25 protein-coding genes are annotated in these 26,189 nt (G+C 63.0%); 8 read left to right on the forward strand and 17 right to left on the reverse strand.

Annotation, left to right across the window (positions count from 1 at the left end; genetic code table 11):
• Positions 1–135: 135 nt before the first annotated feature.
• Positions 136–1,626, reverse strand: a complete 1,491-nt coding sequence (locus FHR27_RS23200; RefSeq protein ID WP_179539671.1) for a YifB family Mg chelatase-like AAA ATPase — start codon at positions 1,624–1,626, stop codon at positions 136–138.
• A 34-nt stretch (positions 1,627–1,660) separates the two neighbouring features.
• Positions 1,661–1,936, reverse strand: a complete 276-nt coding sequence (locus tag FHR27_RS23205; RefSeq protein ID WP_042552402.1) for an accessory factor UbiK family protein — start codon at positions 1,934–1,936, stop codon at positions 1,661–1,663.
• Positions 1,937–2,337: 401 nt separating this feature from the next.
• Between FHR27_RS23205 and glnK the strand changes: the two genes are divergently transcribed.
• From glnK to sutA, 5 genes are all read left to right on the forward strand, one after another.
• Positions 2,338–2,676, forward strand: coding sequence for a P-II family nitrogen regulator (gene glnK / locus FHR27_RS23210; RefSeq protein ID WP_003096476.1), 339 nt, complete (start codon positions 2,338–2,340; stop codon positions 2,674–2,676).
• Between the two features lie 42 nt (positions 2,677–2,718).
• Complete coding sequence (locus tag FHR27_RS23215) at positions 2,719–4,035, forward strand: ammonium transporter (RefSeq protein WP_042552401.1); 1,317 nt, start codon at positions 2,719–2,721, stop codon at positions 4,033–4,035.
• A gap of 119 nt (positions 4,036–4,154) precedes the next feature.
• The gene (locus tag FHR27_RS23220; protein ID WP_042552400.1) at positions 4,155–5,408 is read left to right on the forward strand and encodes an ammonium transporter; all 1,254 of its coding nucleotides are present in this window, start codon (positions 4,155–4,157) and stop codon (positions 5,406–5,408) included.
• A gap of 124 nt (positions 5,409–5,532) precedes the next feature.
• The gene (locus tag FHR27_RS23225; protein ID WP_042552399.1) at positions 5,533–5,958 is read left to right on the forward strand and encodes a secondary thiamine-phosphate synthase enzyme YjbQ; all 426 of its coding nucleotides are present in this window, start codon (positions 5,533–5,535) and stop codon (positions 5,956–5,958) included.
• A 76-nt stretch (positions 5,959–6,034) separates the two neighbouring features.
• Positions 6,035–6,355, forward strand: a complete 321-nt coding sequence (gene sutA, locus FHR27_RS23230; RefSeq protein ID WP_042552398.1) for a transcriptional regulator SutA — start codon at positions 6,035–6,037, stop codon at positions 6,353–6,355.
• Positions 6,356–6,505: 150 nt separating this feature from the next.
• Here the strand turns inward: sutA and FHR27_RS23235 are convergent, their stop codons facing one another.
• From FHR27_RS23235 to lptM, 6 genes are all read right to left on the reverse strand, one after another.
• Complete coding sequence (locus tag FHR27_RS23235; RefSeq protein ID WP_042552397.1) at positions 6,506–7,201, reverse strand: HAD family hydrolase; 696 nt, start codon at positions 7,199–7,201, stop codon at positions 6,506–6,508.
• Positions 7,198–8,103 (reverse strand): tyrosine recombinase XerC, encoded by a 906-nt coding sequence (gene xerC, locus FHR27_RS23240; protein WP_042552396.1) that lies wholly within the window; start codon positions 8,101–8,103, stop codon positions 7,198–7,200. Before xerC ends, FHR27_RS23235 begins: the two co-directional genes overlap by 4 nt.
• A 62-nt stretch (positions 8,104–8,165) precedes the next feature.
• The gene (locus FHR27_RS23245) at positions 8,166–8,861 is read right to left on the reverse strand and encodes a DUF484 family protein (protein ID WP_042552395.1); all 696 of its coding nucleotides are present in this window, start codon (positions 8,859–8,861) and stop codon (positions 8,166–8,168) included.
• Positions 8,858–9,688 (reverse strand): diaminopimelate epimerase, encoded by an 831-nt coding sequence (gene dapF, locus FHR27_RS23250; protein WP_042552394.1) that lies wholly within the window; start codon positions 9,686–9,688, stop codon positions 8,858–8,860. The genes FHR27_RS23245 and dapF overlap by 4 nt, the downstream gene beginning before the upstream one ends.
• 5 nt (positions 9,689–9,693) lie before the next feature.
• A complete protein-coding gene (gene lysA, locus FHR27_RS23255) occupies positions 9,694–10,941 on the reverse strand; it encodes a diaminopimelate decarboxylase (RefSeq protein WP_179539672.1) in 1,248 nt (415 codons plus the stop codon).
• A gap of 9 nt (positions 10,942–10,950) precedes the next feature.
• Entirely contained in the window at positions 10,951–11,076 is a 126-nt protein-coding gene (gene lptM / locus FHR27_RS23260) for an LPS translocon maturation chaperone LptM (protein ID WP_082045717.1), read from the reverse strand.
• Positions 11,077–11,258: 182 nt separating this feature from the next.
• Between lptM and cyaY the strand changes: the two genes are divergently transcribed.
• From cyaY to rnk, 3 genes are all read left to right on the forward strand, one after another.
• On the forward strand, positions 11,259–11,591 hold the full coding sequence (cyaY, locus tag FHR27_RS23265; protein WP_042552392.1) for an iron donor protein CyaY: 333 nt from the start codon (positions 11,259–11,261) through the stop codon (positions 11,589–11,591).
• Entirely contained in the window at positions 11,581–11,787 is a 207-nt protein-coding gene (locus FHR27_RS23270) for a DUF1289 domain-containing protein (protein WP_042552391.1), read from the forward strand. Before cyaY ends, FHR27_RS23270 begins: the two co-directional genes overlap by 11 nt.
• Before the next feature lie 116 nt (positions 11,788–11,903).
• Positions 11,904–12,311 carry a nucleoside diphosphate kinase regulator gene (gene rnk, locus FHR27_RS23275; RefSeq protein ID WP_042552390.1) on the forward strand — a complete coding sequence of 136 codons (408 nt, stop codon included), beginning with the start codon at positions 11,904–11,906 and terminating at the stop codon, positions 12,309–12,311.
• Between the two features lie 81 nt (positions 12,312–12,392).
• Here rnk and FHR27_RS23280 read toward each other — a convergent pair whose 3' ends face one another.
• From FHR27_RS23280 to FHR27_RS23320, 9 genes are all read right to left on the reverse strand, one after another.
• Positions 12,393–14,084, reverse strand: coding sequence for an ABC transporter ATP-binding protein/permease (locus tag FHR27_RS23280; RefSeq protein ID WP_179539673.1), 1,692 nt, complete (start codon positions 14,082–14,084; stop codon positions 12,393–12,395).
• Positions 14,081–16,867 carry a M16 family metallopeptidase gene (locus FHR27_RS23285; protein WP_179539674.1) on the reverse strand — a complete coding sequence of 929 codons (2,787 nt, stop codon included), beginning with the start codon at positions 16,865–16,867 and terminating at the stop codon, positions 14,081–14,083. Before FHR27_RS23285 ends, FHR27_RS23280 begins: the two co-directional genes overlap by 4 nt.
• A 13-nt stretch (positions 16,868–16,880) precedes the next feature.
• Positions 16,881–19,757, reverse strand: a complete 2,877-nt coding sequence (locus FHR27_RS23290; protein WP_257026971.1) for a TonB-dependent receptor — start codon at positions 19,755–19,757, stop codon at positions 16,881–16,883.
• Positions 19,758–19,910: 153 nt separating this feature from the next.
• The gene (locus FHR27_RS23295) at positions 19,911–20,894 is read right to left on the reverse strand and encodes a FecR family protein (RefSeq protein ID WP_179539675.1); all 984 of its coding nucleotides are present in this window, start codon (positions 20,892–20,894) and stop codon (positions 19,911–19,913) included.
• A 90-nt stretch (positions 20,895–20,984) separates the two neighbouring features.
• Positions 20,985–21,497 carry a sigma-70 family RNA polymerase sigma factor gene (locus FHR27_RS23300; RefSeq protein WP_179539676.1) on the reverse strand — a complete coding sequence of 171 codons (513 nt, stop codon included), beginning with the start codon at positions 21,495–21,497 and terminating at the stop codon, positions 20,985–20,987.
• 88 nt (positions 21,498–21,585) lie between these two features.
• Positions 21,586–24,426, reverse strand: coding sequence for a class I adenylate cyclase (locus FHR27_RS23305; protein ID WP_179539677.1), 2,841 nt, complete (start codon positions 24,424–24,426; stop codon positions 21,586–21,588).
• Between the two features lie 121 nt (positions 24,427–24,547).
• Positions 24,548–24,796 carry a TIGR02647 family protein gene (locus FHR27_RS23310; protein WP_042552384.1) on the reverse strand — a complete coding sequence of 83 codons (249 nt, stop codon included), beginning with the start codon at positions 24,794–24,796 and terminating at the stop codon, positions 24,548–24,550.
• Between the two features lie 93 nt (positions 24,797–24,889).
• Positions 24,890–25,648 (reverse strand): substrate-binding periplasmic protein, encoded by a 759-nt coding sequence (locus tag FHR27_RS23315; RefSeq protein WP_179539678.1) that lies wholly within the window; start codon positions 25,646–25,648, stop codon positions 24,890–24,892.
• A 118-nt stretch (positions 25,649–25,766) separates the two neighbouring features.
• A complete protein-coding gene (locus FHR27_RS23320) occupies positions 25,767–26,042 on the reverse strand; it encodes a hypothetical protein (protein ID WP_042552518.1) in 276 nt (91 codons plus the stop codon).
• Positions 26,043–26,189 lie beyond the last annotated feature (147 nt).

The raw sequence follows: 26,189 nt of genomic DNA on the forward strand, positions 1-26,189 counted from the left end.
AGAAGCGACTCGGTTTATCGGACGGCCGCCAAAGGCGGAAGACCCGCCATTGTACATTACCGATAGTCGGGTTCTTGAAAGTGCCAGCTATCGATAGGTCCGCGTGCCGTTTCGTTCAGCTTATTTCCCTGCTCCTCAGAGGTTGGTTCGGTACTGCAGGGCTTCGGCCAGATGCTGGCGGTTGATCCCCTCCTGCGCCTGCAGATCCGCCAGGGTGCGCGCCACCTTGAGCACTCGGTGCGCAGAGCGCAGTGACAAGGTGAGGCGTTCGCAAGCGTGCTCCAGCCACTGCCGGTCGACGTCGGCCAGTGGGCAGTGTTCGCGCAGCCCCGGCAGGTCCAGGAAGGCGTTGGCGATGCCCTGGCGGCGCAGCTGGATGTCTCGCGCCGCGGCGACACGGGCTGCGGCTGTGGCGCTGGTTTCACCGCTTTCCCGGGTGGGGCCCAGCGCGGTGCTCTCGCGGGCGACGGTGATGTGCAGGTCGATACGGTCGAGCAGCGGGCCGGATAGCTTGCCGCGATAGCGCTGGATCTGCTCGGCGCTGCAGCGGCAGCGACCGCTGGGATCGCCGAGAAAGCCACAGGGGCAGGGGTTCATGGCGGCAACGAGCTGGAACCTGGCGGGGAAACTGACTTTGTCCCTTGCCCGGGCGATGACGATATGACCGCTTTCGAGGGGTTCCCTCAGCACTTCGAGGACGCGCCGATCGAACTCGGGAAGCTCGTCGAGGAACAGCACGCCGTAATGGGCAAGGGTTATCTCGCCGGGCTGTGGCCGGCTGCCACCGCCCACCAGTGCGGGGCCCGAAGCGCTGTGATGGGGATGTCTGAACGGTCTTTGTGGCCAGCTTTGCAGCGGCGTGTGGCTGGCGACGGAGCGAATCGCGGCAACCTGCAGGGCTTCCTCCTCGGTCAGGGGGGGCAACAGGCCGGGAAGGCGGCTGGCCAGCAGCGTCTTGCCAGTGCCCGGCGGGCCACTGAGCAGGAGATTGTGGCCGCCAGCGGCGGCAACCAGCAGCGCTCGCTTGGCGGCGACCTGGCCCTGCACCTCGGCCAGGTCGGGGTAGGGCAGGGCCTGGCGCAGCAGGCCCTGCGCCTGATACGGCGCCAGCGGCGTGTGGCCGTTCAGGTGAGCGACCAGTTCCAGGAGATGATCGACTGCCAGTACCGTCAGCCCGGACGCCAGGCTGGCCTCTTCGGCATTCTCTCTGGGCACCACAAGGGTGCGCCCCGCTTCCCGAGCCGCCAGGGCGGCAGGCAGGACCCCTCGCACGGCGCGTACCGTACCGGACAGCGCCAGTTCACCAAGGCATTCGAGAGGAGCCAGCGCGTCTGGCGGCAACTGACCGCTGGCGGCCAGGATGCCCAGGGCGATGGCCAGGTCGAAGCGGCCGCCGTCCTTGGGGAGATCGGCTGGTGCCAGGTTCAGGGTAATGCGCCTGGGAGGGAAATCCAGTGCGCAATTGAGGATGGCGCTGCGCACGCGATCCTTGCTTTCCTTGACCGCCGTTTCTGGCAAGCCAACCAGCGCCAGGGACGGCAAACCGTTGGCCAGATGGGCCTCTACGGTGACGGCAGGGGCGTCTACGCCGATCTGGGCGCGGCTGTGGACTATGGCCAATGACATCGATCACTCCTTGATCGTCTGCCGGCCGAGCAGGTTACTCGACCGCTGTTTGCTGCTGCGCGGGGGCGCTGCGCGACTCCATTTCCAGAACCTTGGCTTCCAGGGCCTCGAGGCGTGCACGGGTGCGGGCCAGCACGACCATCTGGCTGTCGAATTCTTCGCGGCTGACCAGATCGAGCTTGCTGAAGGTGCTTTGCAGCAGTGCCTTGAGCTGGCTTTCGATTTCACTGCGTGGCAGGGGAGTGTCGCCACTGAGCAGGCGGCTGGCCTGCGTGCTGAGGGCGTCGAGCAAAGCTTTGGGTGGCAGCATGGGAACCTTCCGAAAACGATTGAACGCAGTGTAACACGGCGATTTTTGTGACCGAGTCGACGCTATCGCACCAATATCGAGCATTGCAGGGTGCGCTTTGGCGCTGTTCTGGTGCGCCGGCACGTCGAGATATTTTCCTGCGAGCCCCTGCGCGCTCGTAACGTCCTGAAATGAGGCGGTTTGCTGGTATTGGCAAGCTTTCTGCTTAGTCGCTCATGACCCATGCACCGATGCGGTTCGGTTGTATCGTGCGGGCGGGGAATGTTTCGCCGGGAGCAGTCGGTGGTATCGGATCAGCCCTGTCTTGGCAACCGATGCATACAAAAGCCAGACACTGAGCTTAGACTTGCGACGGGGTAAGAATTCCTGGGGCAAGTCCACCTTACACGGGAGAGAGTTTCATGAAACTAGTCACTGCCATCATCAAGCCGTTCAAGCTGGACGACGTCCGCGAGTCGCTGTCGGAAATCGGGGTGCAAGGCATCACCGTGACCGAAGTGAAAGGCTTCGGTCGTCAGAAGGGTCATACCGAGCTGTACCGCGGTGCCGAATACGTCGTCGATTTCCTGCCAAAGGTGAAGATCGACGTGGCCATCGCCGACGATCAGTTGGACCGTGTCATCGAAGCAATCACCAAGGCTGCCAACACCGGCAAGATCGGTGACGGCAAGATTTTCGTCGTAAACCTGGAACAGGCGATCCGCATCCGTACCGGCGAAACCGATACCGACGCGATCTAAGCTCCGCCCCCCACCCCCCCAAATCGTCCCAGGAGTTAAATCATGACTCTGCGAAAAGTCGCAGGGCTCGGAGCCCTTTCGTCCCTGTTTTTCCCCGGCATGGCCATGGCGCAGGAAGCGACGCTGAATTCCGGTGATACAGCCTGGATGCTGACCGCTACCGCCCTTGTCCTGTTCATGACCATTCCCGGCCTGGCGCTGTTCTATGCAGGCATGGTGCGTTCCAAGAACGTTCTGTCGGTCATGATGCAGTGCTTCGCCATCACCGCTTTGATGAGCATCCTGTGGTTCGCCTACGGCTACAGCCTGGCGTTCGACACCACCGGGATGGAAGCCGGCGTGACCAACTTCAGCTCCTTCGTGGGCGGTTTGGGCAACATGTTCCTCGGCAATCTGACCAAGGAGTCGCTGACTGCCGCGTTCCCGGAAAGCGTGTTCATCACCTTCCAGATGACCTTCGCCATCATCACCCCTGCACTGATCGTCGGTGCTTTCGCCGAGCGCATGAAGTTCTCGGCGATGCTGGTGTTCATGACCGTATGGTTCACCCTTGTCTATGCGCCCATCGCGCACATGGTCTGGGGCGGCGACGGTGCCCTGATGTGGGACTGGGGCGTACTGGACTTCGCTGGCGGCACCGTGGTGCACATCAACGCCGGTATCGCCGGTCTGGTGGCGTGCATCGTGCTGGGCAAGCGCAAGGGCTTCCCGAGCGTGGCCATGGCGCCGCACAACCTCGGCTACACCCTGATCGGCGCTGCGATGCTGTGGGTAGGCTGGTTCGGCTTCAACGCCGGCTCCGCTGTCGCCGCTGACCAGACCGCTGGCATGGCCATGCTGGTCACCCAGATCGCCACCGCCGCCGCGGCACTGGGCTGGATGTTCGCCGAGTGGGTCGCCCACGGTAAACCAAGCGCTCTGGGCATCGCCTCCGGCGTGGTCGCAGGCCTGGTCGCCATCACCCCTGCTGCCGGCACCGTCGGCCCGATGGGCGCGATGATCATCGGTCTGGCTTCCGGCGTGATCTGCTTCTTCTGCGCCACCAGCCTCAAGCGCAAGCTGGGCTACGACGACTCTCTGGACGTCTTCGGCGTACACGGCGTGGGCGGCATCGTCGGCGCACTGCTGACCGGTATCTTCGCAGCACCTGCCCTGGGCGGTTTCGGCGAAGTCGAGAACATCGGCCTGCAGCTGTGGATCCAGTTCAAAGGCGTCGCCTTCACCGTGATCTACACCAGCATCGTCACTTTCGTGATCCTCAAGGTCATCGATGTCGTGATGGGCCTGCGTGTCACTGAAGAAGAAGAGTCGGTCGGCCTCGACCTGGCTCAGCACAACGAGCGTGGCTACATCCTGTAAGCATCACAGGGCCCGCTGCGTGCGGCGGGCCCAACGCACACGGAGTGCGCCCGGAGCCAACCCGGGCGCCTCGACCGCACAGCGCACAAACAAGCGCAACGGCCAGAGGTGAATAAAAAATGGACAACACAGCACTGACTGCTTTGCAGTACGGTTTCGATACCTTCTACTTCCTGATTTGTGGCGCTCTGGTGATGTGGATGGCCGCTGGCTTCGCCATGCTCGAAGCTGGCCTGGTACGTGCCAAGAACACCACCGAGATTCTCGCCAAGAACGTGGCCCTGTTCGCCATCGCCTGCATCATGTATCTGCTGATCGGCTACTACATCATGTACTCCAGCCCTGAAGGCGGCATCCTGCCGAGCTTCGGCTTTCTGATCGGCGACGAGAACAGCGTCGAGTCCGTGCTGGCCGGTGGCGAAGACGCCCCCTATTACGCCGCACGCTCGGACTTCTTCTTCCAGATCGTGTTCGCTGCCACCTGCATGTCCATCGTGTCCGGTGCCGTGGCAGAGCGCATGAAGCTTTGGTCATTCATCGCCTTCGCCATCGTCATGACCGCGATCATCTACCCGGTCCAGGGCTTCTGGAAATGGGGCGGCGGTTTCCTCGACGCAGCCGGTTTCCTGGATTTCGCGGGTTCCAGCGTCGTGCATATGGCGGGTGCCGCAGCTGCTCTGGCGGGTGTGATTCTGCTCGGTGCGCGCAAGGGCAAATACGGCGCCAATGGCCAGATCAACGCCATCCCGGGCGCCAACCTGCCGCTGGCTACCCTGGGCATGTTCATCCTGTGGATGGGCTGGTTCGGCTTCAATGGTGGCTCGCAACTGAAGATGAGCACCATCGAAGACGCCAACGCCGTGGCTCAGGTGTTCGTCAACACCAACATGGCCGCTGCCGGTGGCCTGATCGCCGCGCTGATCGTGGCGCGTATCCTGTTCGGCAAGGCCGACCTGACCATGGCCATCAACGGTGCGCTGGCCGGCCTGGTGTCGATCACCGCCGAACCGCTGACCCCGACCGCGCTGCAGGCCACCCTGATCGGGGGTGTCGGTGGGGTGCTGGTGGTGTTCTCGATCCTCGCCTTCGACAAGATCAGGATCGACGATCCGGTCGGCGCGATCTCCGTACACGGCGCGGCCGGCATCTGGGGCACCCTGGCCGTGTGCCTGACCAATGGCGAGGCGAGCCTTGGCGCGCAGCTGTTGGGTATCGCCAGCATCTTCGCCTGGGTCTTCATCGCCAGCCTGATCGTCTGGGGCATCATCAAGGCGGTGGTTGGCTTGCGGGTCTCCGAAGAAGAGGAATACGAAGGTGTCGACCTGGTCGAGTGCGGGATGGAAGCCTATCCCGAATTCACCAACAAGAAGTGATGCACAGCTGACGGGCTGCTCATCACGAAAAATGATGGTCGAACAATCGCAAAGGGCGCTCAGGCGCCCTTTGTTTTTTTCTACGGCGCGCTAGAATGCGCGCGTCGAAAAGAGGACGACGAACATGTGGCAGCAACGGCTGATCACCCTGCGTCCGCGGGCACGGGGCTTCCATCTCGTAACCGATGAATTGCAGGATGCGTTACCGGAACTGGCGAGCTACAGGGTGGGTCTGTTACACCTGTGGCTGCAGCATACGTCGGCGTCACTGACCGTCAACGAGAATGCGGACCCGGCAGTACGCCGTGACTTCGAGCGCTTTTTTCGCCGTCTCGTCCCTGAGGACGCAGCGGGTTACGAGCACTGCGACGAAGGCCCGGATGATCTGCCGGCGCACTTCAAGTCGAGCGTGTTGGGCGTTCAGTTGCAGATACCCGTGAGTGATGGGCGTCTTGCACTGGGCACCTGGCAAGGGATTTACCTGGGCGAGCACCGTGAGCAGGGTGGTGCGCGCCGAGTGTTGGCGACCTTGCAAGGTACGGCAAATTGAATTTTTTCCAGGCGTTCGGCAACGTCGTACGACTGGGCTATAACTAACCTGCTTTTCGCAAGTCATGAGGCTGAACATGAGCGACGAAGAACTGGAACAAGACGAGCTGGAAGGCGCAGAAGAGGACGACGGCGAGGAGCTGGCGGCCGCGGATAGCGACGGCGGTGATGACGACAGCGAATCCGATAGCGCGGTACCTGCCAAGGGCAAGGCCAAGAAAGCGGTCGAAGTCGACGAGCTGCCGAGTGTCGAAGCCAAGCAGAAGGAACGCGATGCGCTGGCTCGCGCCATGGAAGAGTTCCTGTCCCGTGGTGGCAAGGTGCAGGAAGTGGAGCCCAATGTGGTTTCCGATCCGCCCAAGAAGCCAGACAGCAAATACGGCAGTCGCCCCATCTGAGGCAAACGCCGGTTGCACACGCAAAAGCCCGCCTTTATCAGGCGGGCTTTTGCGTTTCAGGGTATTGAGAGTGCGGGGTGGGGTATACGATGTTGTGGGCTGAAGCCCGGCCTGCGGGGTGCCTGTCGGGTGGGCTTCGGCCCACCAACGCTACGCCCAGCGTTGCAGCAGCGCCGGCAGCTCGCCGAGGCTGCGGACCTGCGCGTCGGCCTCGTCTTCGCCAGTCCAGGCCTTGCCTTGCGGGTTGAACCATACCGCGCGCCAGCCCGCTGCTCGTGCCCCGGCGATATCGTCGCCGGGATGATCGCCAATGTGCACGGCTTGTTCAGCGTCGATGCCGGAGCGGCGGAGCGCCTCCTGGAACGGTTTGGGATCGGGTTTGCCGACACCCAGCTCTTCGGCGCTGAGGATGAAGCTGAAGTAGTCGGCCAATCCCAATCGGCGTACGTCGGCATTGCCGTTGGTAATCACGCCCAGATGGTACTGGTTGGCCAGTCGCTCCAGTGTGGTGACGGTATCGGCAAAGAAGGTGATCGCGTGACGCGCCTCGAGCATCGCCTGGAACGCACCTTCGGCCAATCGCTGGGCTTCGTCGGGGGCATGACCAACGCCCTCCAGGGCATGACGCAAGGTGCGTCGGCGCAGCTCGCTGAGGCGATATCTCAGGCTGGGTTCGGCCTCCAGCAGGCGGCCACGGGTCTGCCCCAGGTAATCCACCGGCTGGCTCGCCAGGCGCGGTGCGTGGCTGCTGATCCAGTCGCGCATGGCACTCTCGGCGCCCAGTATCACCGGGCGGTTGTCCCACAGGGTGTCATCGAGGTCGAAGGTGACCAGGCGGATACTCATGAGTCCTGTTCCTTGCGGCGTTTGGCCCGTGGATGAGCGCTGTCGTAGACCTTGCTCAGGTGCTGGAAGTCCAGGTGGGTATAGATCTGCGTGGTCGCGATATCGGCATGGCCCAGCAGTTCCTGCACTGCGCGCAGGTCCTGAGAGGATTCGAGCATATGGCTGGCGAAGGAGTGACGCAGCATGTGCGGATGAATGTGTTGGCCCAGTTCGCTGATGCCTGCCTGGCGCACCCGCAGCTGCACCGCTCGGGCGCCTATGCGTCGCCCCTGACGGCTGATGAATACCGCACCATCCGCCGGGTTGGCCAGTGCGCGCAGTGGCAGCCATTGCTCCAGCGCTTCACGGGCCTTGCTGCCGACTGGCAGCTCGCGCACCTTGCTACCCTTGCCGACCACGCGCACCAGGCCAGCGGGCAGATCGAGGCCGTCGAGGTCGAGTGCGACCAGCTCCGACAGACGCAGCCCCGAGGAGTAGAACAGTTCGAGCATGGCGTGATCGCGGCGGGCGATGAAATCGTCTTCCTGGGCACCGTCCAGCAGTTGGGTGGCGCGATCCACATCCAGCACCTTCGGCAGCCTGCGCTCGCCCTTGGGGGGCGTCAGTCCGCTGGCCGGGTCATGCCGGCAATGGCCCTCGCGGATCAGGTAGCGATACAGGCCGCGGGTGGCGGAAAGCAGGCGCGCGAGGCTGCGTGCCGACTGACCCTCCATGTGCAGGCGAGCCACCTGGCGGCGCAGGCGCGAGGTATCCAGAGCCGCCCACTCGGCAAGCTGTTCCTTCTCGCAGTAAGCGAGCAGCTTGTTGAGGTCGCGGCGGTAGCCATCCAGAGTATGGGCAGACACCTGGCGCTCGCTGCGCAGGTGTTCGAGATAGGCATCCAGGTCAGCTGCAAGCGTCAAGCATCAAGCTCCAAGTGAAAGGCCGCTTCTGCTTTCTTGCCGCTTGAAGCTTGTGGCTATTTTCAGCGGACCGAGCGCAGCGGTGCGGAGAAGCGTGGCAGCACCCGCGACAGGACTTCGGCGATATAACCGAGGAACAGGGTGCCCAGAGAGCTCTTGTAGTGCTGCGAATCGGCACTGCCGATCGCCAGCACGCCATGCAGGCCCTGATGGGAAAGGCCGACAACGGCTGCCGAGCCGACGTCCGCGCCCGCGTCGCCGAACAGGAAGTTCAGCTCGTGCTCGCGCAGCACGCCGCAGATGGTCTTGCCACCAGCCAGCAGGCCACCGATGGCCTGATGGGCCTCTGCGCTGCTGACGCTGCGGCCGACCGGCAGCGGTGTGTCGCTGAACAGGATCAACCCCACGAAGGGCACCTGGAACTCACGGCGCAGGCTGTCTTCCACGCAACTGACCACTTCTTCGAGGCTGCTGGCGTCCATCAGGTCGAGTATCAGGCGGCGCGTCTTGTCGAACAGCCGATCGTTGTCGCGAGCTACGTCCATCAGGTGCGACAGGCGTTGGCGCATCTCGATGTTGCGTTCACGCAGCAGTTTGACCTGGCGTTCGACCAGCGAAACCGTATCACCTCGCTGGTGAGGAATACGCAGCTCGGGAATCAGCTCATCGTGGTCGATGAAGAACTCGGGGTGCAGGCGCAGGTAGGCGGCAACCGTTTCCGAGTCCAGTGGCTTGGGCGAATCCTGCTGGTCAGTCATAGGCGAACCTGTCCTTCGTACACGCGCACGGCGGGGCCGGTCATCATAACCGGCTGGCCAGGGCCTGCCCACTCGATGGTCAGCTTGCCGCCCGGCAGTTCCAACTGGACGGGTGAGTCCATCCAGCCCTGGCGGATCGCTGCGACGGCGGCGGCGCAGGCGCCGGTACCGCAGGCCTGGGTTTCCCCGGCACCGCGCTCCCAGACACGCAGGCGACCGCGTTGGCGATCGACGACCTGCAGGAAGCCGACGTTCACTCGTTGTGGAAAGCGCGGATGGTGTTCCAGTTTCGCTCCCAGTTCGTGCACCGGCGCGCTGTCCACATCATCGACACGCAGCACGGCATGGGGGTTGCCCATGGAAACCGCGGCAAGCGCATGAGTCCTGCCTTCGACTTCGACGGCGTAGTTCAGGGCTTCAGCGTCGGCCTGGAAGGGAATCTGCTCGGGCGCCAGGCGCGGCGCGCCCATGTCCACGGTGATCAGGCCGTCAGCACGGACCTGCAATTCGATGATGCCGCCCTTGGTTTCCACGCGGATGGTTTTCTTCACCGTCAGGCGCTTGTCGAGCACGAAGCGAGCGAAACAGCGCGCACCGTTGCCGCACTGTTCCACTTCGCTGCCGTCGGAATTGAAGATGCGGTAACGGAAATCCACGTCCGGATTCTGCGGCGGTTCGACCAGCAGCAGCTGATCGAAGCCGACGCCGGTGTGGCGGTCGCCCCACTGCTTGGCGTGCTTGGGCTGGATATGGGCATGCTGGCTGACCAGGTCGAGGACCATGAAGTCGTTGCCCAGGCCATGCATCTTGGTAAATCGCAATAACATCGGCATCACTCCGGCAGGCGGCTTTCGCCCGCGAAGAGTTCGTCCAGGGTTTCTCGCCGACGCACCTCGAAGGCCTGCTCGCCGTCCACCATCACCTCGGCCGCGCGGCCGCGGGTGTTGTAGTTGGAGCTCATCACGAAGCCATAGGCACCGGCCGAGCGCACGGCCAGCAGGTCGCCTTCGGCCAGGCTCAGATCGCGTTCCTTGGCGAGGAAATCACCGGTTTCGCAGATTGGTCCGACGATGTCGTACTGGCGGCTGGCGCCTTCACGCGGCTGCACCGGCACCACGTCCATCCAGGCCTGATACAGGGCCGGGCGGATCAGGTCGTTCATGGCCGCGTCGACGATGGCGAAATCCTTGTGCTCGGTATGCTTGAGGTACTCCACGCGGGTCAGCAGCACGCCGGCATTGGCGACGATGAAGCGGCCCGGCTCGAACACCAGTGCCAGATCACGACCTTCGATGCGCTGGCGCACCGCCTGGATGTAGTCACCGGCCAGTGGCGGTTGCTCATCGCGGTACTGCACGCCGAGGCCGCCACCGAGGTCGATGTGACGAAGGTTGATGCCCTGTTCGGCAAGGCGGTCGACCAGTACCAGCAGGCGGTCGAGCGCATCGAGGAACGGCGGCAGGCTGGTCAGTTGCGAGCCGATGTGGCAATCGACGCCGACCACGGCCAGGTTGGGCAGCGCCGCGGCGCGGGCATAGACCGCTTCGGCATCGGCGATGGCGATACCGAACTTGTTTTCTTTCAGACCGGTGGAGATGTACGGGTGAGTGCCCGCGTCCACGTCCGGGTTGACGCGCAGGGAGATCGCCGCGATCTTGCCGAGTTCGGCTGCGACCTGCTGCAGGCGCTCCAGCTCGTCGGTGGACTCGACGTTGAAACAGTGCACGCCCACTTCCAGGGCGCGGCGCATGTCGTCGCGGGTCTTGCCGACACCGGAGAAGACGATCTTGTCGGCGTTGCCGCCAGCGGCCAGCACACGCTCCAGTTCACCGCGCGAAACGATATCGAAGCCCGCGCCCAGGCGCGCCAGGACGTTCAGCACGCCGAGGTTCGAGTTGGCCTTGACGGCGAAGCACACCAGATGCGGCAGGCCATCGAGCGCGTCGGCGTAGGCGCGGTACTGCGCCTCGATATGAGCGCGCGAGTAGACATAGGTGGGCGTGCCGAAGCGCTGGGCAACGGCGGACAACGCCACACCCTCCGCGAACAGCGAGCCGTCGCGGTATTCGAAGGTGTTCATGAGCCGTCCTTATCTGTCTTGCGCAGGTGCGGACTGGGTATCATCCGGCAGGTACAGTGGGCCTTTCTGGCCACAGCCACTGAGCAGGGTGGTGACGGCGACGAGCGCGATGAGGGCAGTGAACAGCCGCTTCATGGTCAAATCCTTGTAATAAAGCATAATTGCCCCGGAGTATACCGACCCCCCGGCATGTTGCCTATGCAGTGGGGTTCCCGTCCGGCGGGGCTTTGCCCTGGCATACTGGCGCGCGCCGAACGGGGCGCGGCGATTCTTTCTTTTGCGTACGATGTTGCTGAATCTTTCATGAGGTAAGTGCAATGAGTTTGACCGAAGCCCGTTTCCACGACCTGGTCGATGCCGTGCAGCAGGCGGTGGAAGACATCTTCGACGACAGCGATCTGGATCTCGATCTGGAAAACTCCGCTGGCGTACTGACGGTGCGCTTCGAAAATGGCTCGCAGCTGATCTTCAGTCGCCAGCCAGCGCTGCGTCAGCTCTGGCTGGCGGCCCGTTCCGGTGGGTTCCATTTCGACTACGACGAAGACAACCAGCGCTGGATCTGCGACACCAGCGACGAGTTGCTCAGCGAAATGCTCGATCGCATCGTGGTCGAGCAGTCCGGCGCCAGTCTCGAGTTCGATGAGATCTGAAGCCGCCGCTGATTCGGCGCTGGGCGAGGCGCCTGTCGCGTCGCCCTGTCGTCGGCGCTGCTGCCTGAACGAGGCCGACAGGTGCCTGGGTTGCGGGCGTCTGCTGGCGGAAATTCTCGAGTGGGGCAATGCCGATGACGGGCGCCGTCGGGCCATTCGGGCGCTGGCCGAAGAGCGTCTGATGGCGGCGCCCTGAGGCTGCCCTTGTTTATTTGGGTGGCTGTGTTACGGTCGGCTCAACCTGTGCAAAACCCCGTCGTCTCGATGGGGTTTTGCTTTTTTGGCGTCCAGCAAAGGAGATATGCCCGCACCATGGCCAGCACACCGTCCATCACCATTACCCGCCTCGATCTGCAGCGCCTGGAGCAATTGCTCGACAGCCTCGAAGATTTCGGCCCGACTGCCGAAGCCTTGCAGGCCGAACTGGATCGAGCGGAGGTGGTCGGCCACGATCAGGTGCCGGCAGGCGTGGTCACCATGAATTCCCGCGTGCATTGCCGCGAGGAAGGCAGTGGCAAGGACTATCACCTGACTCTGGTCTATCCCCAGGACGCTGGCGGTGAAGGCAAGGTGTCGATTCTCGCACCCGTTGGCACTGCATTGCTGGGGCTGAGCGTTGGCCAGCATATCGACTGGCCGGCACCCGGCGGCAAACAGCTCAAACTTGCCTTGCTGGCGGTGGAGTATCAGCCGGAAGCGGCGGGCGAATACGCCCGTTAAAGCGCCTCGTATCATCTGACTCGGCTCGTGCCGTGCCGAGTCTTGCCTTCTGGCAGCCCGGGGCTACACCCGGGCTGCCGATCAAGTCGGCAGCAGTTCCGGCGTCGCCGGTTTGCAAGCCGTCCCACATTCCTGCAGGTCGATGCTGCGTTCGAACAGGCGCTGCACCGCGGGCTGGTGGCTGACGCCGATCAGCGTGCAGGTGGGCAAGCGCTCTCGCAGGCGCGCGAGCAACCCGCAGGCCGCATGTTCGTCGAGCTGATTGGTGGCTTCGTCGAGGTACAGGGTGTCTGGGCGATAGAGCAGGGCGCGGGCCAGCGCCAGGCGCTGTTGCTCACCACCGGAAAGCTCTCTGCCCCATTCGGCTTCGCGGTCCAGCTCATGGATGAGATGGTCGAGCCCAACGTCCTGCAGCGCGCCAATCAGTTCCAGAACCTGGGGTATCTGCGTTGCCGGGTAGGCCAGTAACTGATCCAGACGACCGCTGGCCAGGTAAGGTTTCTGCGGCAGCAGCAGGCTGCGCCCGCCCGGCAACTGCCAGCTGCCGCGGTGATGGGGCCAGAGGCCCATCAGGGTGCGCAGCAAGGTGGTCTTGCCCAGGCCGCTGGCGCCCGCCAGGCGCAGCCACTCACCAGGGCGAGCCTGCAGGGTCAGGCCGCACAGCAGCGCTTCGCCATTTGGGCGCAGCACATCCAGGCCGCAGGTGTTGAGCGCCTCGCCCTGGCTCAGTTCGACCGGCTCCAGCCGCTCCATGGCCTGCTGGAACTGGCCCAGGCGCTGGACCGTGGCGCTCCACTCCATCAGGGTGCGATAAGAGTAGATGAACCAGCTCAATGATCCGTGTACGGCGCCGAAGGCCGTGCGGATCTGCATCAACCCGCCCAGGGTGATGGTCTTGGCCAGGAACGCGGGTAGGGCGATGAACACGGGCACGATATTGCTGACCCGGTCGTAACCGACGGTGAATGTCCCCAGCTTCAGCTCACGGCGCATCAGGCCACGCCAGTTATCGGCTATGGCGGCGAAGCGCAGGCCCAGGCTCTGCCGCTCTGCCTGTTCGCCGCCGTACAGCGCGATCTGCTCGGCATGCTCGCGTTTGCGTAACAGGTCCGCACGAAAGGCCGCCTCGCTGCGTTGGCGCTCATAGTTGAGAGCGTGCAGTGGCTGGCCCAGCCAGTGAGTGACCAGCGTGCCGATCAGGGTATAGATGAGCACGGCCCAGACCAGGTATCCATCGAGGGTTACGCTGTAATCGCCGAGGGTGAAGGTCTGAGTACCCGAGAGCTGCCAGAGGACGCTGACGAAGGCGCCGATCTGCATGGTGTTGATGAACAACGATACGATCAGGCCGACGGTCTTGTCCGCCAGCAGATGCACATCCTCGGCGATCCGCTGATCGGGGTGGTCCGGCTCGCCGCTCAGCCCCAGTCGGTAGTAGCGACGCTCACTCAGCCAGTGCTCGAGCATGTGATCGTTGAGGTGCTGGCGCCAGCGCAGGATCAGCGCTTTGGTCAACCAGTTCTTCGAGACGATCACCACCACCAGCGCACAGATTGCCAGTGCATAACTGCCCATGAGATCGAGCAGCGCACTGCCGTCGAAGGTCGCCAGGGTGTCGTAGAACGTCTTGCTCCACGCGTTGATGTAGACGTTGACCTGCACGATGCCGATGCCCATGGCGAACACCGAAGCCAGTAGCAACCAGCCCGGCCAACCGGCGCGACTGGCCCAGAATGGGCGGGAAAGCCTGAGGAAAAGATGCAGGGTTCTCATGTTTCGATGCCCTGCGCGGGAAGCACCTGCATGCGCACTTGATTGCCTTTCGGGAAAAGCTGGCGAGCCAGGCGCTTCAGGGCCGCAGGCTCGAGTGCCGCAGGCAGTCGATGCTGTTCGCTCAGGTAACGCGGGTCGTGCCATGCGCGCTCGCTGAGAATCAGGCGATGCAACTGGATGCCGGGATCCTCGCGACGCAACGCTTCCTGGCGGGTCAGCTCCTGGCGCAGGGCGGCGACGTGTTTCTCGTCGATGGCGTCGGGCAGGCTGGACAAGGTCCGTCGCGCCAGTTGCCAGAGCTCGTCGGCGCGTTGCGGGTCACTGCTGAATCTCAGCTCGCTGTCGATGCGCTGATGTTCGGGGCTCAGTTCACTGTCGAATTGCAGGCTGTAAACGCCTGCCGCTTCGCCGCGCAGGCGCCGCTTCAGCAGGCCGTTGGCGATCTCGCGCAGCGCCGCTACCCGGGCGGCATCCGCCGGGCTCCAAGGATGGGGCTGGAAGCTGCCCGCATAGAGGCTGGCGCGCGGTTCGCGAGCGATGGCCAGGGTGGCCTGGCGCTGACCGGGTTGCCGTGGGTTGGCCTTGCTGAGCAGTGGCTCGCCGCGCGGGATGCCTGCCAGATAACGGTCGACCAGCGCTTCCAGTTCCTGCTCCGGCATGTTGGCCATCAGGTAATAGGTCACTGGAGCCGCGGCCTGGCGGCGCCATTCCACTTCCAGTGCGGCGCGGCTGAGTGCGTCGAGGTCCTTGGTCGTTGGCGACTGCCAGTCATCCTCGCCCTGCTTGATTCTGCGCCAGGTCGCGTCTTGCTCGCTGCGCACGTGATCACGCCGCCGCAGCAGGCCTTCGCGCAGGTCGGCGAGGCTCTCGAGGTAGGCTTCTTCATCCAGAGCGCTGCGGGTCTGCTGCGCCTGATAGAGCGCCAGCAGGCTGCCCAGCTTGTCCACCGTGGCACTGCCCTGCGCCTCCAGGCGCTGCGGCCCTTGAGTGAACGACAGTTGCACGGCTTCGCGCCGTTTCCAGGCATTGAGCTGCTCATCGCTCCAGCCTTGGGGAGGTAGCTGCAGGGCCAGTTGATTGGCGATCTGCGCGCGCCAGGACTGCGCGCCCTGGTACAGAAAACCAGCGCTGGAATCGACGCGCAACTGCGCCTTGCCGTCCGCGCCCTCGGCACGTAGCCACACCAGGCGGTCGCCGTTGCTCAGTTGCCAGTGTTCGACCTTCTCGGCTGCGAAGCTGCGGCGTGTCTCGATGCTACCGGGCGGCGTGCTGCTTTCCAGGCTGGGAATGCTGAGCGCATGTTGTGCCACGGGGGGCTTTGGCGCTTCCAGGCGGGTAGCGGCGAACTGCAGCGCCTGCTGCTCGACGCGTGCGACATCAGGCAGCTTCAGCGGCGTGCCGCCTGGGGCGCTGAGTTGCAGCACCCGGTCCGGGCTGTCGAGCCAACTGACGATGCGCTGTTGCAGCTCGCGCTTGCCGATGCTGTCCAGATTGGTCAGGGCGTTGCGGGCGATGGCCTCGGGGTCTTGCAGCACCCGCTCGCCCAGGGTGGCGTCGTTGAGTTGTCGCACCCAGGCGTCGAAGTCTCGCGCTGCCGGTTTCGCCAGCATGCGCTCAGCGATCTGCCGCACCTCGTCCTTGACCGCTTTGACGTCCTCGTCGTGCAACGGGTGCTGGCGCAGCCGCTCGAGTTCGCGCAACAGGGTCTGCAGCGCCTGGTCGTGGCGCTGACCTTTGACGCTGGCGGCCACCGCCAGTACACCCGTACGGCGGCCAATCTGGGTTTTCACCGCTGTCAGGCTGCCTACGCCTTCGTCCAGGGGTTGGCGGCGCAACTGCCGTGACAATGCGGTGAGTGCCAGGCGATCCAGCAGTCGATCACGGCCGCCCGCAAGCGTCTGCTCGCGAATGTCCATCTGCTGGAAGCGCATCAGCAGAGCGACCTGGTTGCTGCCGCTCTGGCTGTCCTGCACGCGGAACACTTTCAGCTCGTCGTCCAGCGGCAGTTCGAGGTGCTCGCGCGGGGGACGTTCGCCCCGTTGCGCATGGCCGAAGTGGCGCTCGATATGCGCGATCATCTGCTGGGGATCGACGTCACCGACGACATTCAGCACCATGTTGTTCGGCAGGTACCAGCGCTGCTGGAACGCCTGCAGTGCCTGCAGTTGCGCCTGCTCGATGGCCTTGCGGTTGCCGATGGTGCGATGCGCCGGATAACGGGAGCCGGTGCGCTGCGCCGCGGCACGTTTGGCGTTCATGCGCTGCGCGACACCCAGGCCACCTCGCCATTCTTCGATGACGATGGGCCGTTCGCGCTGCAGATCGTCCGCCGTGAAGTCGCCGGCGAAGGCCATCGTGGCCAGCGTTTTCAGCGACAGCTCGACACTCGCCGCCCCGTCAGGCGGGCTCAGCAGGTATTGCGTGCGCTCGTAGTTGGTGACCGCATTGAAGTGGCGGCCCTGTTGCCAGCCAGCCTTCTGCAGGCGCTGGCGTACATTCAGGGCGTCGCCACCACGGCTGTAGAACGCCAGGTGTTCGAGCATATGGGCGACGCCGACCTGATCGTCGGCCTCGTCCACCGAGCCGGCATGCACCGTCAGGCGCATGTCCAGGCGGCCTTTCTGCGTATCGATGGGAATCAGGTTGTAGCGCAGGCCGTTGGGCAGTTCGCCACGGGTGACGACGGGGTGCCATTGCAGGGGCGTGTCCCCTGCAGGCAAATGGGTGCAGGCACCGAGCAGCAACGCTGCCAGTGCCGTGAACAGGGTTTTCACGGGATGCATGGAGCGCCTTTTCTTAGAATTGGTAGCCGACTTCGAGCCAATATTGGCGGCCAACTTCGTAGCTGATGCTGCCGCCTGTCTCACTGACGATTTTGTTCACCTTGTCAGTGACGTTCGTGATATCTGCGGCGACGTACAAGGATTGATCCTTGAAGGTTGGCGTCTGCCACTTCACGCGCATATCCCAGGTGGGTGCGCCGCCGACCTTGCCCACCGCGTAATTGGCATAACTGCTGCCATCGACCAAGATATTCGAAGGAGAGCCGCTGAAAATCTGCTCGTAGGGGCCCCGGTAGCGGAAGAAGTTACTAACGGTCAGGTTCAGTGCTGGTATGGCAGTAATCGTATTGAGACGAGCCGTCCAGGGACGGTTGAAGTTCCCTGACGGCAGGTCGCTGTAAGGGATCAGTTTACCGTCGAAATACACATCGACATCATTGAGCCGATCCTCGCTGAACACCGTTTCGTAATCCGGATAGCTGGTATAAGTCTGGTTCCAGTCAAAGGCTGCCTGCATTCGGGTGCTAGTGCCGGCCAGTGTCAGTTCTTGCAGCGGAGTTATGGCCAAGGTGACAGTTTTGCTCCGGCTTTCACCGGCATTGGTATAAACGTAGTAATTGCTGATTTCCCCAACGTTGTCACCGGCTTCGAGGCCCAGGTAATTAGCACGACTGCGTACAACCTGATTCTTGCCTTCCCGGTTCACATATTTCAGCTCGAAGAGCACATCCTTGAATACTTGACTGAGGCCAACCATCCACTCGTCATCATAGGGGATGTCGATCTGGCGGAATGAGCTCTCATCCACTCCGTAGGAGACCAGAGGGTCGAAGTCGGGAATCACATCGTTGGTCACCCGGGCTCGGGTCTGGCGCGCCCGCAGCGATTCACGGCCATCGGCCAGGCGGTATTTAAATAAATTGCGCCCGTAATAACGGTTGAGCCCGGCGCTGAAGACAGTGCTTTGATCTCCGAACAGGTCATAGCTTGCCGCGAAACGCGGGGCCAAGGTTTTCTTGTCCATATAATCATCTGCATCAAAGCGCAGCCCGGGGCGCAACGTCAGACGGTCAATGCGAATTTCATCTTCAAGGAATAGTCCGAGGCTGGTTTGTTCCAGTTCGATCTTCCCTGCGCGGTAGTAATTGAGGAATCCGAAGTACTGGCGCTCCAGTGTGCCATCACGAGCCGTGCCAATGGAGCAATATTCACTGTCAAGGCTACCGCTGACGGTTTGGCACGTTGAAGTGTTGTTCGGTGACAAGGTCACCCTTCTGGGCGTGGTAGCAGTCCATGCATCTTGCATCTGTTCATAGCTGGCCTTCTGGTAGTTGAGCTCCAGGCCAGTTATCAGTTTGTGCTCTGTGTTGAACAGCATGGTGGGGAGCAATTCTGCTTTCAGGGCATATTTAGCTCCGGTCTGCTGTTGCTCCAGATTTCCCATTCCTCCTTCTACGCTGGTAGTGGATGCGCCCCAGTTTTTCTGATCGGACCATCGCCACAGCTTGTTGACGTTGCTGTCGGAATTTCTGGAGGTCTGGGAGAAGTTGTAAGAGAGTTTATGGGTGTATGTCGCGTTATCGCCTTTCCAGATCCCTTGTAGCGCGCCGATGTAGCCGCCTTGCTCTATGGTGAAATTGGAGTTCTTTTGGTTTTCCTTGAAATATTCTCCAGTCTGGGGCGCATCGACCAATGTGAACGTGAGATCCAATCGTTCGTTGGGCGTCCAGAAGCCCTTGAGCATATAGTTGTCGATTTCTCGATGCTGGGTCTTCTTGCGTCTGTCGCCCTCACTCGTGAAACCATCGCTGTATGCGTAAAGAGGTATTTCCGACGTCTTCTGTACGAAGTTTCCGATGAGGCCGAAGTTCTCGGTAACGTGCCCCTCGAGTACGACACGCTTGGTTATTTTCTTGAATTCTGGTTGGTTGGCATAGTTACTCGAGTACTTGAAGGCTTCCTCATCGCCGCTTATATGGTAATTGGTCCATTCCGAACGGCTCATGCCTACCGATACCTTGCCGTGGAAGTCTTCGGTTGGGCGACGCGTGATCGCATCGACCACACCACCGTTGAATCCTCCGAATTCTGCGGACACGTTGCTATCGTAGACCTTCACTTCCTCGAGCAGGTCGGCGTCCAGAGCGATGCCGAATGAATTGCTGGGTAAGTTGTAGAGACCGTTGATATCCCTGCGTGAGCCGCTGCTGGCGCCAGGGTCGAGATCGTTGTTGATGCTTACCCCGTCGATCATGAAGTTGTTTTGGTAGAACTTGGCGCCATTGATGCTGATGTCGGCTGGGTTCAGTTCTCCGGGGGTATTGGAGCTCTGCTGGGTGGTGTCGAATCGGACGCTGGGGTGCATTTTCAACAGCGTCGTCAGGTCACCATTGGCCCCGGCGAAATTCTCGATCGCCCTGCGGTCTATTACGGTCTCGCCTTGAAAGGCATTTTCAGGCGTTGCCAGCACCACTGTGTTGGCCAATTCAAACGCCCTGTTCTGGCTCGCCAACTGATGAAAGGTCACCACCTGCTGCCCGTATTCCCAGCCCACGTTGCTGCCATCGAGCAGTCGTGACAGTGCCAGTTCGCTGCTCATCTGCCCGCGTACCGCATTGCCGCGCAGGTGGCCGACCAGGCTTGGGTCGACGCTCACCTGCAGGCCGCTCTGCTGGGCGAAGGCGATCAGTGCGTCGGCCAGGGGTTGGGCATCGATGGCGAAGCTGTGCTGGCGTTGCAGCAAGGCGCTGGCAGGCTCGGTGTTTTCCTGCGCGTGGGCGTTGTGCATGGGCAGCGTGGCGCACAGGCTCAGCAGCCCCAGGCTGATGGAAGCGCCGAGTTTCCGGGCGCCTGTAGAGGGATGTTTGAGCCGGTGCACCTGCTTTTTCATGGTCTTCCCCGAACTGGCCAAGCGGCCTAATTGAAAAGCTAATGCGAATCTGTATCGATTCGTGTTCGAGGCAATGACGCAGCGGCCCGACGAATTTTCAGGAATTCGTGAATTATTTTTTATTTATCGGAAAAACCCGGCTTGCGAGCCCTGTCAGGGGTGGCGCTTGATCACCCGCAGCCACGGTGTCCAGATGCTGACCGTGCCCTGATAGGGCTGAATGACCGCACGCAAGGCCGCGTCCGGATCGGCCAGGGCGTAGACGCCGGTAATGCGCTGCTCGCCCAGTGCCGCATCGCGCAGGGATACCTTGCCGGGCAGGTAGGGACGCAGTTCCTCCAGTACATCGCTGATACGCGCATCGCGCACCACCAACTGGCCTTTCTGCCAGGCTGCGATCTGGCTGACGGGAAGCGTGTCGCGTGTGACTTCATGGCTACCACGCTGCCAGCGCAGGCGATCACCCGCGCTCAATGCGTCTGCCAGCGTGGTGTCATTTTCCTCTACACGCACCGAGCCATGTTGTACCGCTACGGCCAGCCCGGTTTGTCGCAGCGCGACGTTGAATGCCGTGCCGGTCACGGTGATTCGCAGCGGTCGGGCATCCACGCTGAACGGCCGGGCCTGGTCCGGAGCCACTTCGAAGAACGCCTGACCGGCCAGCAGGCAGACTTCGCGCTGACCATCGCTGTAGTCCACGGAGATCGCCGATTCGCTGTCCAGGTGTATGCGGCTGCCGTCTTCGAGTTCCACTGTGCGCTGTTGGCCAAGGCCGGTGCGGTAGTCGCTCTGCAGGGCAATGTAGGCGCCGGGGGCGATGACCACTGCCAGGCAGGCGGCCAGTGCGCCTGCCAGCAGGCCGGGCCAGCGGCGTCGACGCGGGCGCGCTGGTGGCACGGCGGCCGTTGTGTGTGCCGCCAGGGTCGGTTGCGGTGGGGCTTGTGGCTCATCCGCGAGTGCAGCGGCCTGGGCCATGCCGGTGATTCTCCAGACCCGCTCCGCCTTGCGATAGGCCTCGGCGTGGCTGTCGTCGATCGACAACCAGGCCGCCAGGTCGCTGCGCAGCCCGGTATCCTCCGGGCTCTGCTGGACGCGCAATAGCCAGTCCAGTGCGGTATGTCTGAGATTGCCGGTCATGGGCGGGACGGGGTCAGGTGAAAAGGTGCAAGAGGTTCGCACAGTCCAATGCCCTGAGCAAAGCACGTAGCAGCCAGCGATTTGGCGAACTCATCCATTGGCCTGCTCCAGCCGATCCGCGCAGTGGCACAGCGCCTGATGCACCAGTTGATGGGCCAGGCCGACGGAGATGCCCAAGGTGATCGCGATGTGCTGCAAGGTGTGACCTTCCAGGCGATGCATTTCGAAGGCCCGGCGTACGCGCTCCGGCAGCTCTGTCAGGGCCGTGTTGACGATGCGCAGTTCGGTGATGCTGCTGGCCTGCTGTTCGGGGCCGGGGCTGTCATCGGAGAGCGTTTCCAGCAGGCTTGCGCTACCCGGCTGGCGGCGCTCGGTGACGCTGCGTCGACTCAGGTCGAAGGCCAGGTTGCGCACGATGCGATAGAGGTAGCCGACTGGGTGGTCGATTGCCGCTTCGGCACTGCCGCGGCTGTTGAAACGCAGCCAGGCCTCCTGCACCACGTCTTCGGCCTGGGCACGGCAACTGACGAGAGAGGCGGCATAGTCCACCAGCGCGTTGCGGTGGGCGAGATAGAGGTCGAGTTTCTGGCTGGGTGGAGACACGATGATGACTGCCGGAAGCCGTGCACAGCAGGCGTGCCACAGCGAAAGCGCATGTTAGCTCATGTTGAGAATTGTTATCAATAATCGTCTAGAGGGCACGCAGGGCATTGTTCAAGGCTTCTTCCAGGCTGGCCTTGTAACGCAGGTAATGCACCACCGACGGTTGTCGATCTCCCAGCAGGGCGGAAAGATCCAGGTCGGTTATGTAACAGGGATAGCGCTCTGCCTCGCTGCGTAGGGCGAGAATATGCCGGGCCACGTTGCTGAACAGGCTGTCGCCGTATTCGAGCTCGGAGAATTCCCGGTGGTTGCAGTACAGGCTGATGTAGGCGCGCTGGCCGCTACCCGGTTCGACGATCGCCTGGACATCGTAGAACGGTTGGCTGACCTGCGTCAGTGGCGCGGGGCGCAGCTCCAGGCGCTGGGCACGCAGCGGCGCGGCGGGTTGCAACTGCTGATAGACGATCTCCAGTGGCGCCTGTGGGCTCTCCAGGGTGAGCGCGGCATTGCGCCGGTACAGCAGCGACTGCAGAAACCGCTGCAGGGGCGCCAGCAAGCTGGCTTCGTCGTGGAACGGCGCCTGGGTCCGCCATACCGCACCATGTTCGTCGAGCACGGTGATCTGTGCCTGGGGCTCGCCTTCCTGCAGTCGATAGAACACCTGAATGCAGGCCGGGCGGCTGGCGTTGAGGATCAGTGCCAGGTCTTCGCCCTCCAGCACATTGCGGTCCAGGCGAAGCGGGTTGTACTCGGCGCGGTCCTGGGCGAGGTGTTCGAGCAGGGCGGGCAGGTCATCCAGCGTGGTGTGGCGAACCTCGCCAGGCGCCAACTCGAGCATGTGGTAACGACGGGTGATCTGCAGCAGATAGCGTTGACGCTGATCACTGACGAGGCCGGCGATCAGCTCGCGCACCAGCTCTTCGACGCGCTCGACGATGGCTGCCGCGCGATTGCGGCAGAAGCAGTGCACCCGCACGCTGGGCCGCTCACCATGGGTGGGCAATGCGTTGAGCAGATCGGTCAGGCAGTCGAGCAGGGCGTTGGCGCCGTCGTAGCGGTCGACCAGCAGCTCGTTCCAGCTGTTCAGGGTTATCTGGTCGAGGGTCAGCACCAGGTTTTCGCGAACACCGGAGTAACCCAGAGGGTCCGTACGTTCGCTGGTCATGTGCACGTTCATCTGGCTGTGCTGCTTGAGCGGATCGATGCCGACGTTGACCAGCAGCATGACCTGCGCTGGCTGGCGGGCACGCAGCAGGGCGCTTTCCGCAATGCTGTCCAGCGGCATGGGCAGCGCCTGGTTCAGGCTGGCGAGCAGGTGGCCGAGTTCGAATTCGCTGAGGTCGCTATCGCCCGGGTGCAGTGACAGGTGCGTACCGCTGTCGATGACGCCGTTGCGGTGTGCCCAGGCGAGCAGTTCGATCAGGCTGCGGGCTTGCCGCAGGGGTGCGAAGTCCAGCCATTCCTGAGGCCCGAGGCTGCCATTGAACAATGCCCAGCGCTCACCCTTCGGCGTGGGGCAGTGCACCAGCGTCAGGGTGTCCTCGCCGAGGTCGGGGGCGATGCCGGGGTTGATGAATTCGACCTTGCCGGCACGGCGCTCGAACGCTGCGTAGAGGCGGCGGCCGAGTACCGCCAGTTCGCGGTTGTCGGGGGCTGCGTCGTCAGTCTGGCTGCGCGCGAACTGGGTCAGGAAGCGATAGCTGTAGTTGAGTTCGTTGACCAGCGCCCGGCGCTCAGCGCTTACCTGGCGGACCTTCCACTGGCTGCGGCTGTCGAGCATGACCAACTGGCGCTCGCCCCAGCCCCACTCGGCGGTCAGGCGTTCGAGCAGCAGGCGCTGCCAGCTCTTGGCGCGGTTGCGCGGCGGTTTGCTGACCTTCTTGTTGACCTTCAGATACAGGCAGCGGCGCATCAGCTCCAGGCGCTCGGGCTCGCCGCGTGCCACAAGGTATTCCTCCAGGCGCCGATAGATCAGCACATAGGGGTCGAGTTCATCGAGATCCAGCTGACCGTCGTACACCGACTGCTTGAAGCGCAGCGACAGGCATTCGACCCTCGGGTGCTCGCTGGCATAAACCTCGGTCAGAGAGAGCTTGAGAGCCGACTTGTAGGGCGACTCGATGCCCTTGAACAGTTGCCACATGCCGGCACCGATGAACTCTCCTGAAGGCACGTGGGCCAGGTGGCCGAAGTCGATGACATCCTCTTCGCGGACGAAACGCTTGCTCAGCAGTGTCGCGGTGAACTGTTCGTAGCGGTGCTCGTCGACAGCGGGCACCAGCCACCATAGCGGCGTGCGGCCGCCCAGCCAGATCGCGGTTCGGTAGAACTCGTCGAGCAGCAGGAAGTGCTGGGTGGTGCCGCAGTCGTCCGAGGTGAGCTGCGCCTCGCGTTCTCCGGCTCGAAAGCGCTGCGGGTCGATGAGGAAGAAGTGCGCTTCGGTGCCCTGTGTAGACGCCCAGCTTTGCAACAGCTCGCACTTGCGGCGCAGTTCGTCGCGGGCTGCGGCAGTCAGATCGCTGGCGTGGCAGACCCACAGGTCCATGTCGCTTTGCTCGGCCTGCGCCACCGTGCCCAGGCTGCCCATCAGGAACAGGCCATGGATCGGCGTGGGCGCGGGGCCGCGGGCCGGCTTGTAGGCGAACGAGCGAGTCAGGCGCTGTGCCTCGGCGAGCAGCTCGGCACTTGGCTCGTAGCCACTCAGGCCTGCGGGTGTCTGGGCGGATACATAGCCGGGCAGCAGTGGGTGATTGACGTGGAACAGCAGCGGCAGCAGCGTGAGTACCCGTTGCTGGCGCGTCGACAGCGCCTGCATGGCGCGTAGCTGACGCCCGTGATTGACGCGCATGAAGCGTGCGCGCAGCTGAGTGAGCACCTTGCGGTCGATGCCATCGTCGATATTGGGTCGCAGGGGCAGATGGCGCGTCATGCTCGGGCTCGGCCGGGTGATGAGCAAGACTACAGTCGTGGAGTGCCCTGTCGCAATCGTTGGCTGGACAGCCTGTGGGAGAGGGGCCTGCCACCATCAGGGCGGCAGGCGTTGCTGGGGCTCAGGCAGGTTGTGGAACGGTGAGGATGGCCCGCAGGCCATGGGCGTGCTCGGCCGCTTCGTGGCCCAGGCGGGTCAGATAGCCGCCATCGGCGAGGCTGATCAGCCCCTTGTCATGCAGGCGCCCGGCAGCGGCGACGGCGGAGGGGGCGGCATCGTGGTGGTGGATCTTCAATCCCTCCTGACCATTGTCCAGATTGAACAGCAAAAGGATTTCCAGTTCGGCGACCAGTTCGGCGGTAAAGGCCATTGGTGACTCCTGCCTGTTGTTGTCGTGCACGGCGCAGGCCGTGGGCTTCGGGGGTGTCTGGCGCCCCGCAGCCTGAGTGTAGTCAAGCCTCCATCAATTTGCCGGGGCGTGCTGCCATTGATCGAGAATCTGCCGATAGCGTCCATTGCGATGGATGGTTCGCATGCCCTGTTCGAAGCGTTCGACCAACCGCGTCGCATCGGGTTGGTGGCGCGAGACGCTCAAGTACAGCTTGGGGCGGTGCAGGGTCGCTACTGCCACGAACTGCCCCTGCAGCTCGGGGTTCTCGCGAAACAGCGCCTGGGCGGTGCCGCGGTAGGCGGCGACGAAATCGACCCGGCCATGCTGCAGCATCAGAAAGCCGCTGAGGTCACGGCGCACCGGCACGCGAATCACCTGCGGATCGTCATCCAGGCGTGGCCCGTACTCGTAGCCGATGGTCACCGCGACCTTGCGTCCGCGCAGGTGCTCCAGGCGTTCATCGGGGGCGCTCTCGCGTGGCGCCCAGAGCAGGATGTCATCACTGAACAGCGGCTCCCGCGGGATCAGGAAATCACTGTCGATGCGCTGGTCCGGTGAGGTGTTGAAGCATGCCGCCAGTTGGCCGTCGTGAGCCATTTGCATGCAGCGGGAATAGGGGTAGGGAACCAGCTCGATGGGCGTATCGGCTGCCGCGAAGGCTGCCTTGACGATATCCACCGACATGCCCTGAATCTTGCCGTCGCGGTAGGCGGTGTACGGGTACCAGTCGTCTTCTGCACCGATGCGCAGCGCTTCCCGGCTCGATGCGACACCGCTCGCTGCGATCAGCAGCAGCGCAAGGCAGCAGCGGTTGAAGGTGGAATGGCGCATCCGTAGCAGATCCACACGGGCTATCGAGCCACCTTAGCAGTGTGCCGTGCGGCGGAGAAGATGGTCGCTGGTCACTGCTCGGTTTCCGTGAACGCGACGGCGGACAGCTTGGGTAGGCTCAGCTTTCCTCAGGCAGCGTCGGTAGCGCGCGTAGCGCCTGCTCGTAACCTTCGGCATCGAACGGGCGGTCCTCGCGCAGCATGGCATCCACTTCGTGGGCGAGCACCATGGCCATCATCTGTACGATTTCTTCGCGCGCGTAGCCCACCAGCGTCAGCTTGTTGAGCACGGATTGGGTGAACGCCGGCTCGCCGGATTCCAGCTGATTCTCGATGGCCTCAACCAGCGCATGCTCGGTGAAGGTGTCGTCGTCGTGCTCGTCGGCAGTGCTCATGGTGCAGGTCCGCATTGGCTGGAAAGAGCCTTCAGTTTGACAGTGCCCGTTCGCGCTCGCCACGCGAAATGCGCTGTGTGCCATTCAATTCCTATAATATGGGAGTTTGTTTCGCATATTGAGAATTGCGAAAAAGCGGATTAGAGT

This window comes from Pseudomonas flavescens (assembly GCF_013408425.1).
In the GTDB taxonomy this organism is placed as follows: Bacteria; Pseudomonadota; Gammaproteobacteria; order Pseudomonadales; family Pseudomonadaceae; genus Aquipseudomonas; species Aquipseudomonas fulva_A.

Coding starts and splice junctions, on each gene's coding strand:
- glnK (WP_003096476.1), top strand. CDS start 2,338: ATGAAACTAGTCACTGCCATCATCAAGCCGTTCAAGCTGGACGACGTC.
- lptM (WP_082045717.1), bottom strand. CDS start 11,076: ATGAAGCGGCTGTTCACTGCCCTCATCGCGCTCGTCGCCGTCACCACC.
- FHR27_RS23225 (WP_042552399.1), top strand. CDS start 5,533: ATGTGGCAGCAACGGCTGATCACCCTGCGTCCGCGGGCACGGGGCTTC.
- FHR27_RS23305 (WP_179539677.1), bottom strand. CDS start 24,426: ATGACGCGCCATCTGCCCCTGCGACCCAATATCGACGATGGCATCGAC.
- FHR27_RS23220 (WP_042552400.1), top strand. CDS start 4,155: ATGGACAACACAGCACTGACTGCTTTGCAGTACGGTTTCGATACCTTC.
- FHR27_RS23270 (WP_042552391.1), top strand. CDS start 11,581: ATGAGATCTGAAGCCGCCGCTGATTCGGCGCTGGGCGAGGCGCCTGTC.
- FHR27_RS23215 (WP_042552401.1), top strand. CDS start 2,719: ATGACTCTGCGAAAAGTCGCAGGGCTCGGAGCCCTTTCGTCCCTGTTT.
- dapF (WP_042552394.1), bottom strand. CDS start 9,688: ATGTTATTGCGATTTACCAAGATGCATGGCCTGGGCAACGACTTCATG.
- rnk (WP_042552390.1), top strand. CDS start 11,904: ATGGCCAGCACACCGTCCATCACCATTACCCGCCTCGATCTGCAGCGC.
- FHR27_RS23310 (WP_042552384.1), bottom strand. CDS start 24,796: ATGGCCTTTACCGCCGAACTGGTCGCCGAACTGGAAATCCTTTTGCTG.
- sutA (WP_042552398.1), top strand. CDS start 6,035: ATGAGCGACGAAGAACTGGAACAAGACGAGCTGGAAGGCGCAGAAGAG.
- cyaY (WP_042552392.1), top strand. CDS start 11,259: ATGAGTTTGACCGAAGCCCGTTTCCACGACCTGGTCGATGCCGTGCAG.
- FHR27_RS23295 (WP_179539675.1), bottom strand. CDS start 20,894: ATGACCGGCAATCTCAGACATACCGCACTGGACTGGCTATTGCGCGTC.
- FHR27_RS23205 (WP_042552402.1), bottom strand. CDS start 1,936: ATGCTGCCACCCAAAGCTTTGCTCGACGCCCTCAGCACGCAGGCCAGC.
- FHR27_RS23285 (WP_179539674.1), bottom strand. CDS start 16,867: ATGCATCCCGTGAAAACCCTGTTCACGGCACTGGCAGCGTTGCTGCTC.
- lysA (WP_179539672.1), bottom strand. CDS start 10,941: ATGAACACCTTCGAATACCGCGACGGCTCGCTGTTCGCGGAGGGTGTG.
- FHR27_RS23245 (WP_042552395.1), bottom strand. CDS start 8,861: ATGACTGACCAGCAGGATTCGCCCAAGCCACTGGACTCGGAAACGGTT.
- FHR27_RS23290 (WP_257026971.1), bottom strand. CDS start 19,757: ATGAAAAAGCAGGTGCACCGGCTCAAACATCCCTCTACAGGCGCCCGG.
- FHR27_RS23320 (WP_042552518.1), bottom strand. CDS start 26,042: ATGAGCACTGCCGACGAGCACGACGACGACACCTTCACCGAGCATGCG.
- FHR27_RS23280 (WP_179539673.1), bottom strand. CDS start 14,084: ATGAGAACCCTGCATCTTTTCCTCAGGCTTTCCCGCCCATTCTGGGCC.
- FHR27_RS23200 (WP_179539671.1), bottom strand. CDS start 1,626: ATGTCATTGGCCATAGTCCACAGCCGCGCCCAGATCGGCGTAGACGCC.
- FHR27_RS23235 (WP_042552397.1), bottom strand. CDS start 7,201: ATGAGTATCCGCCTGGTCACCTTCGACCTCGATGACACCCTGTGGGAC.
- FHR27_RS23315 (WP_179539678.1), bottom strand. CDS start 25,648: ATGCGCCATTCCACCTTCAACCGCTGCTGCCTTGCGCTGCTGCTGATC.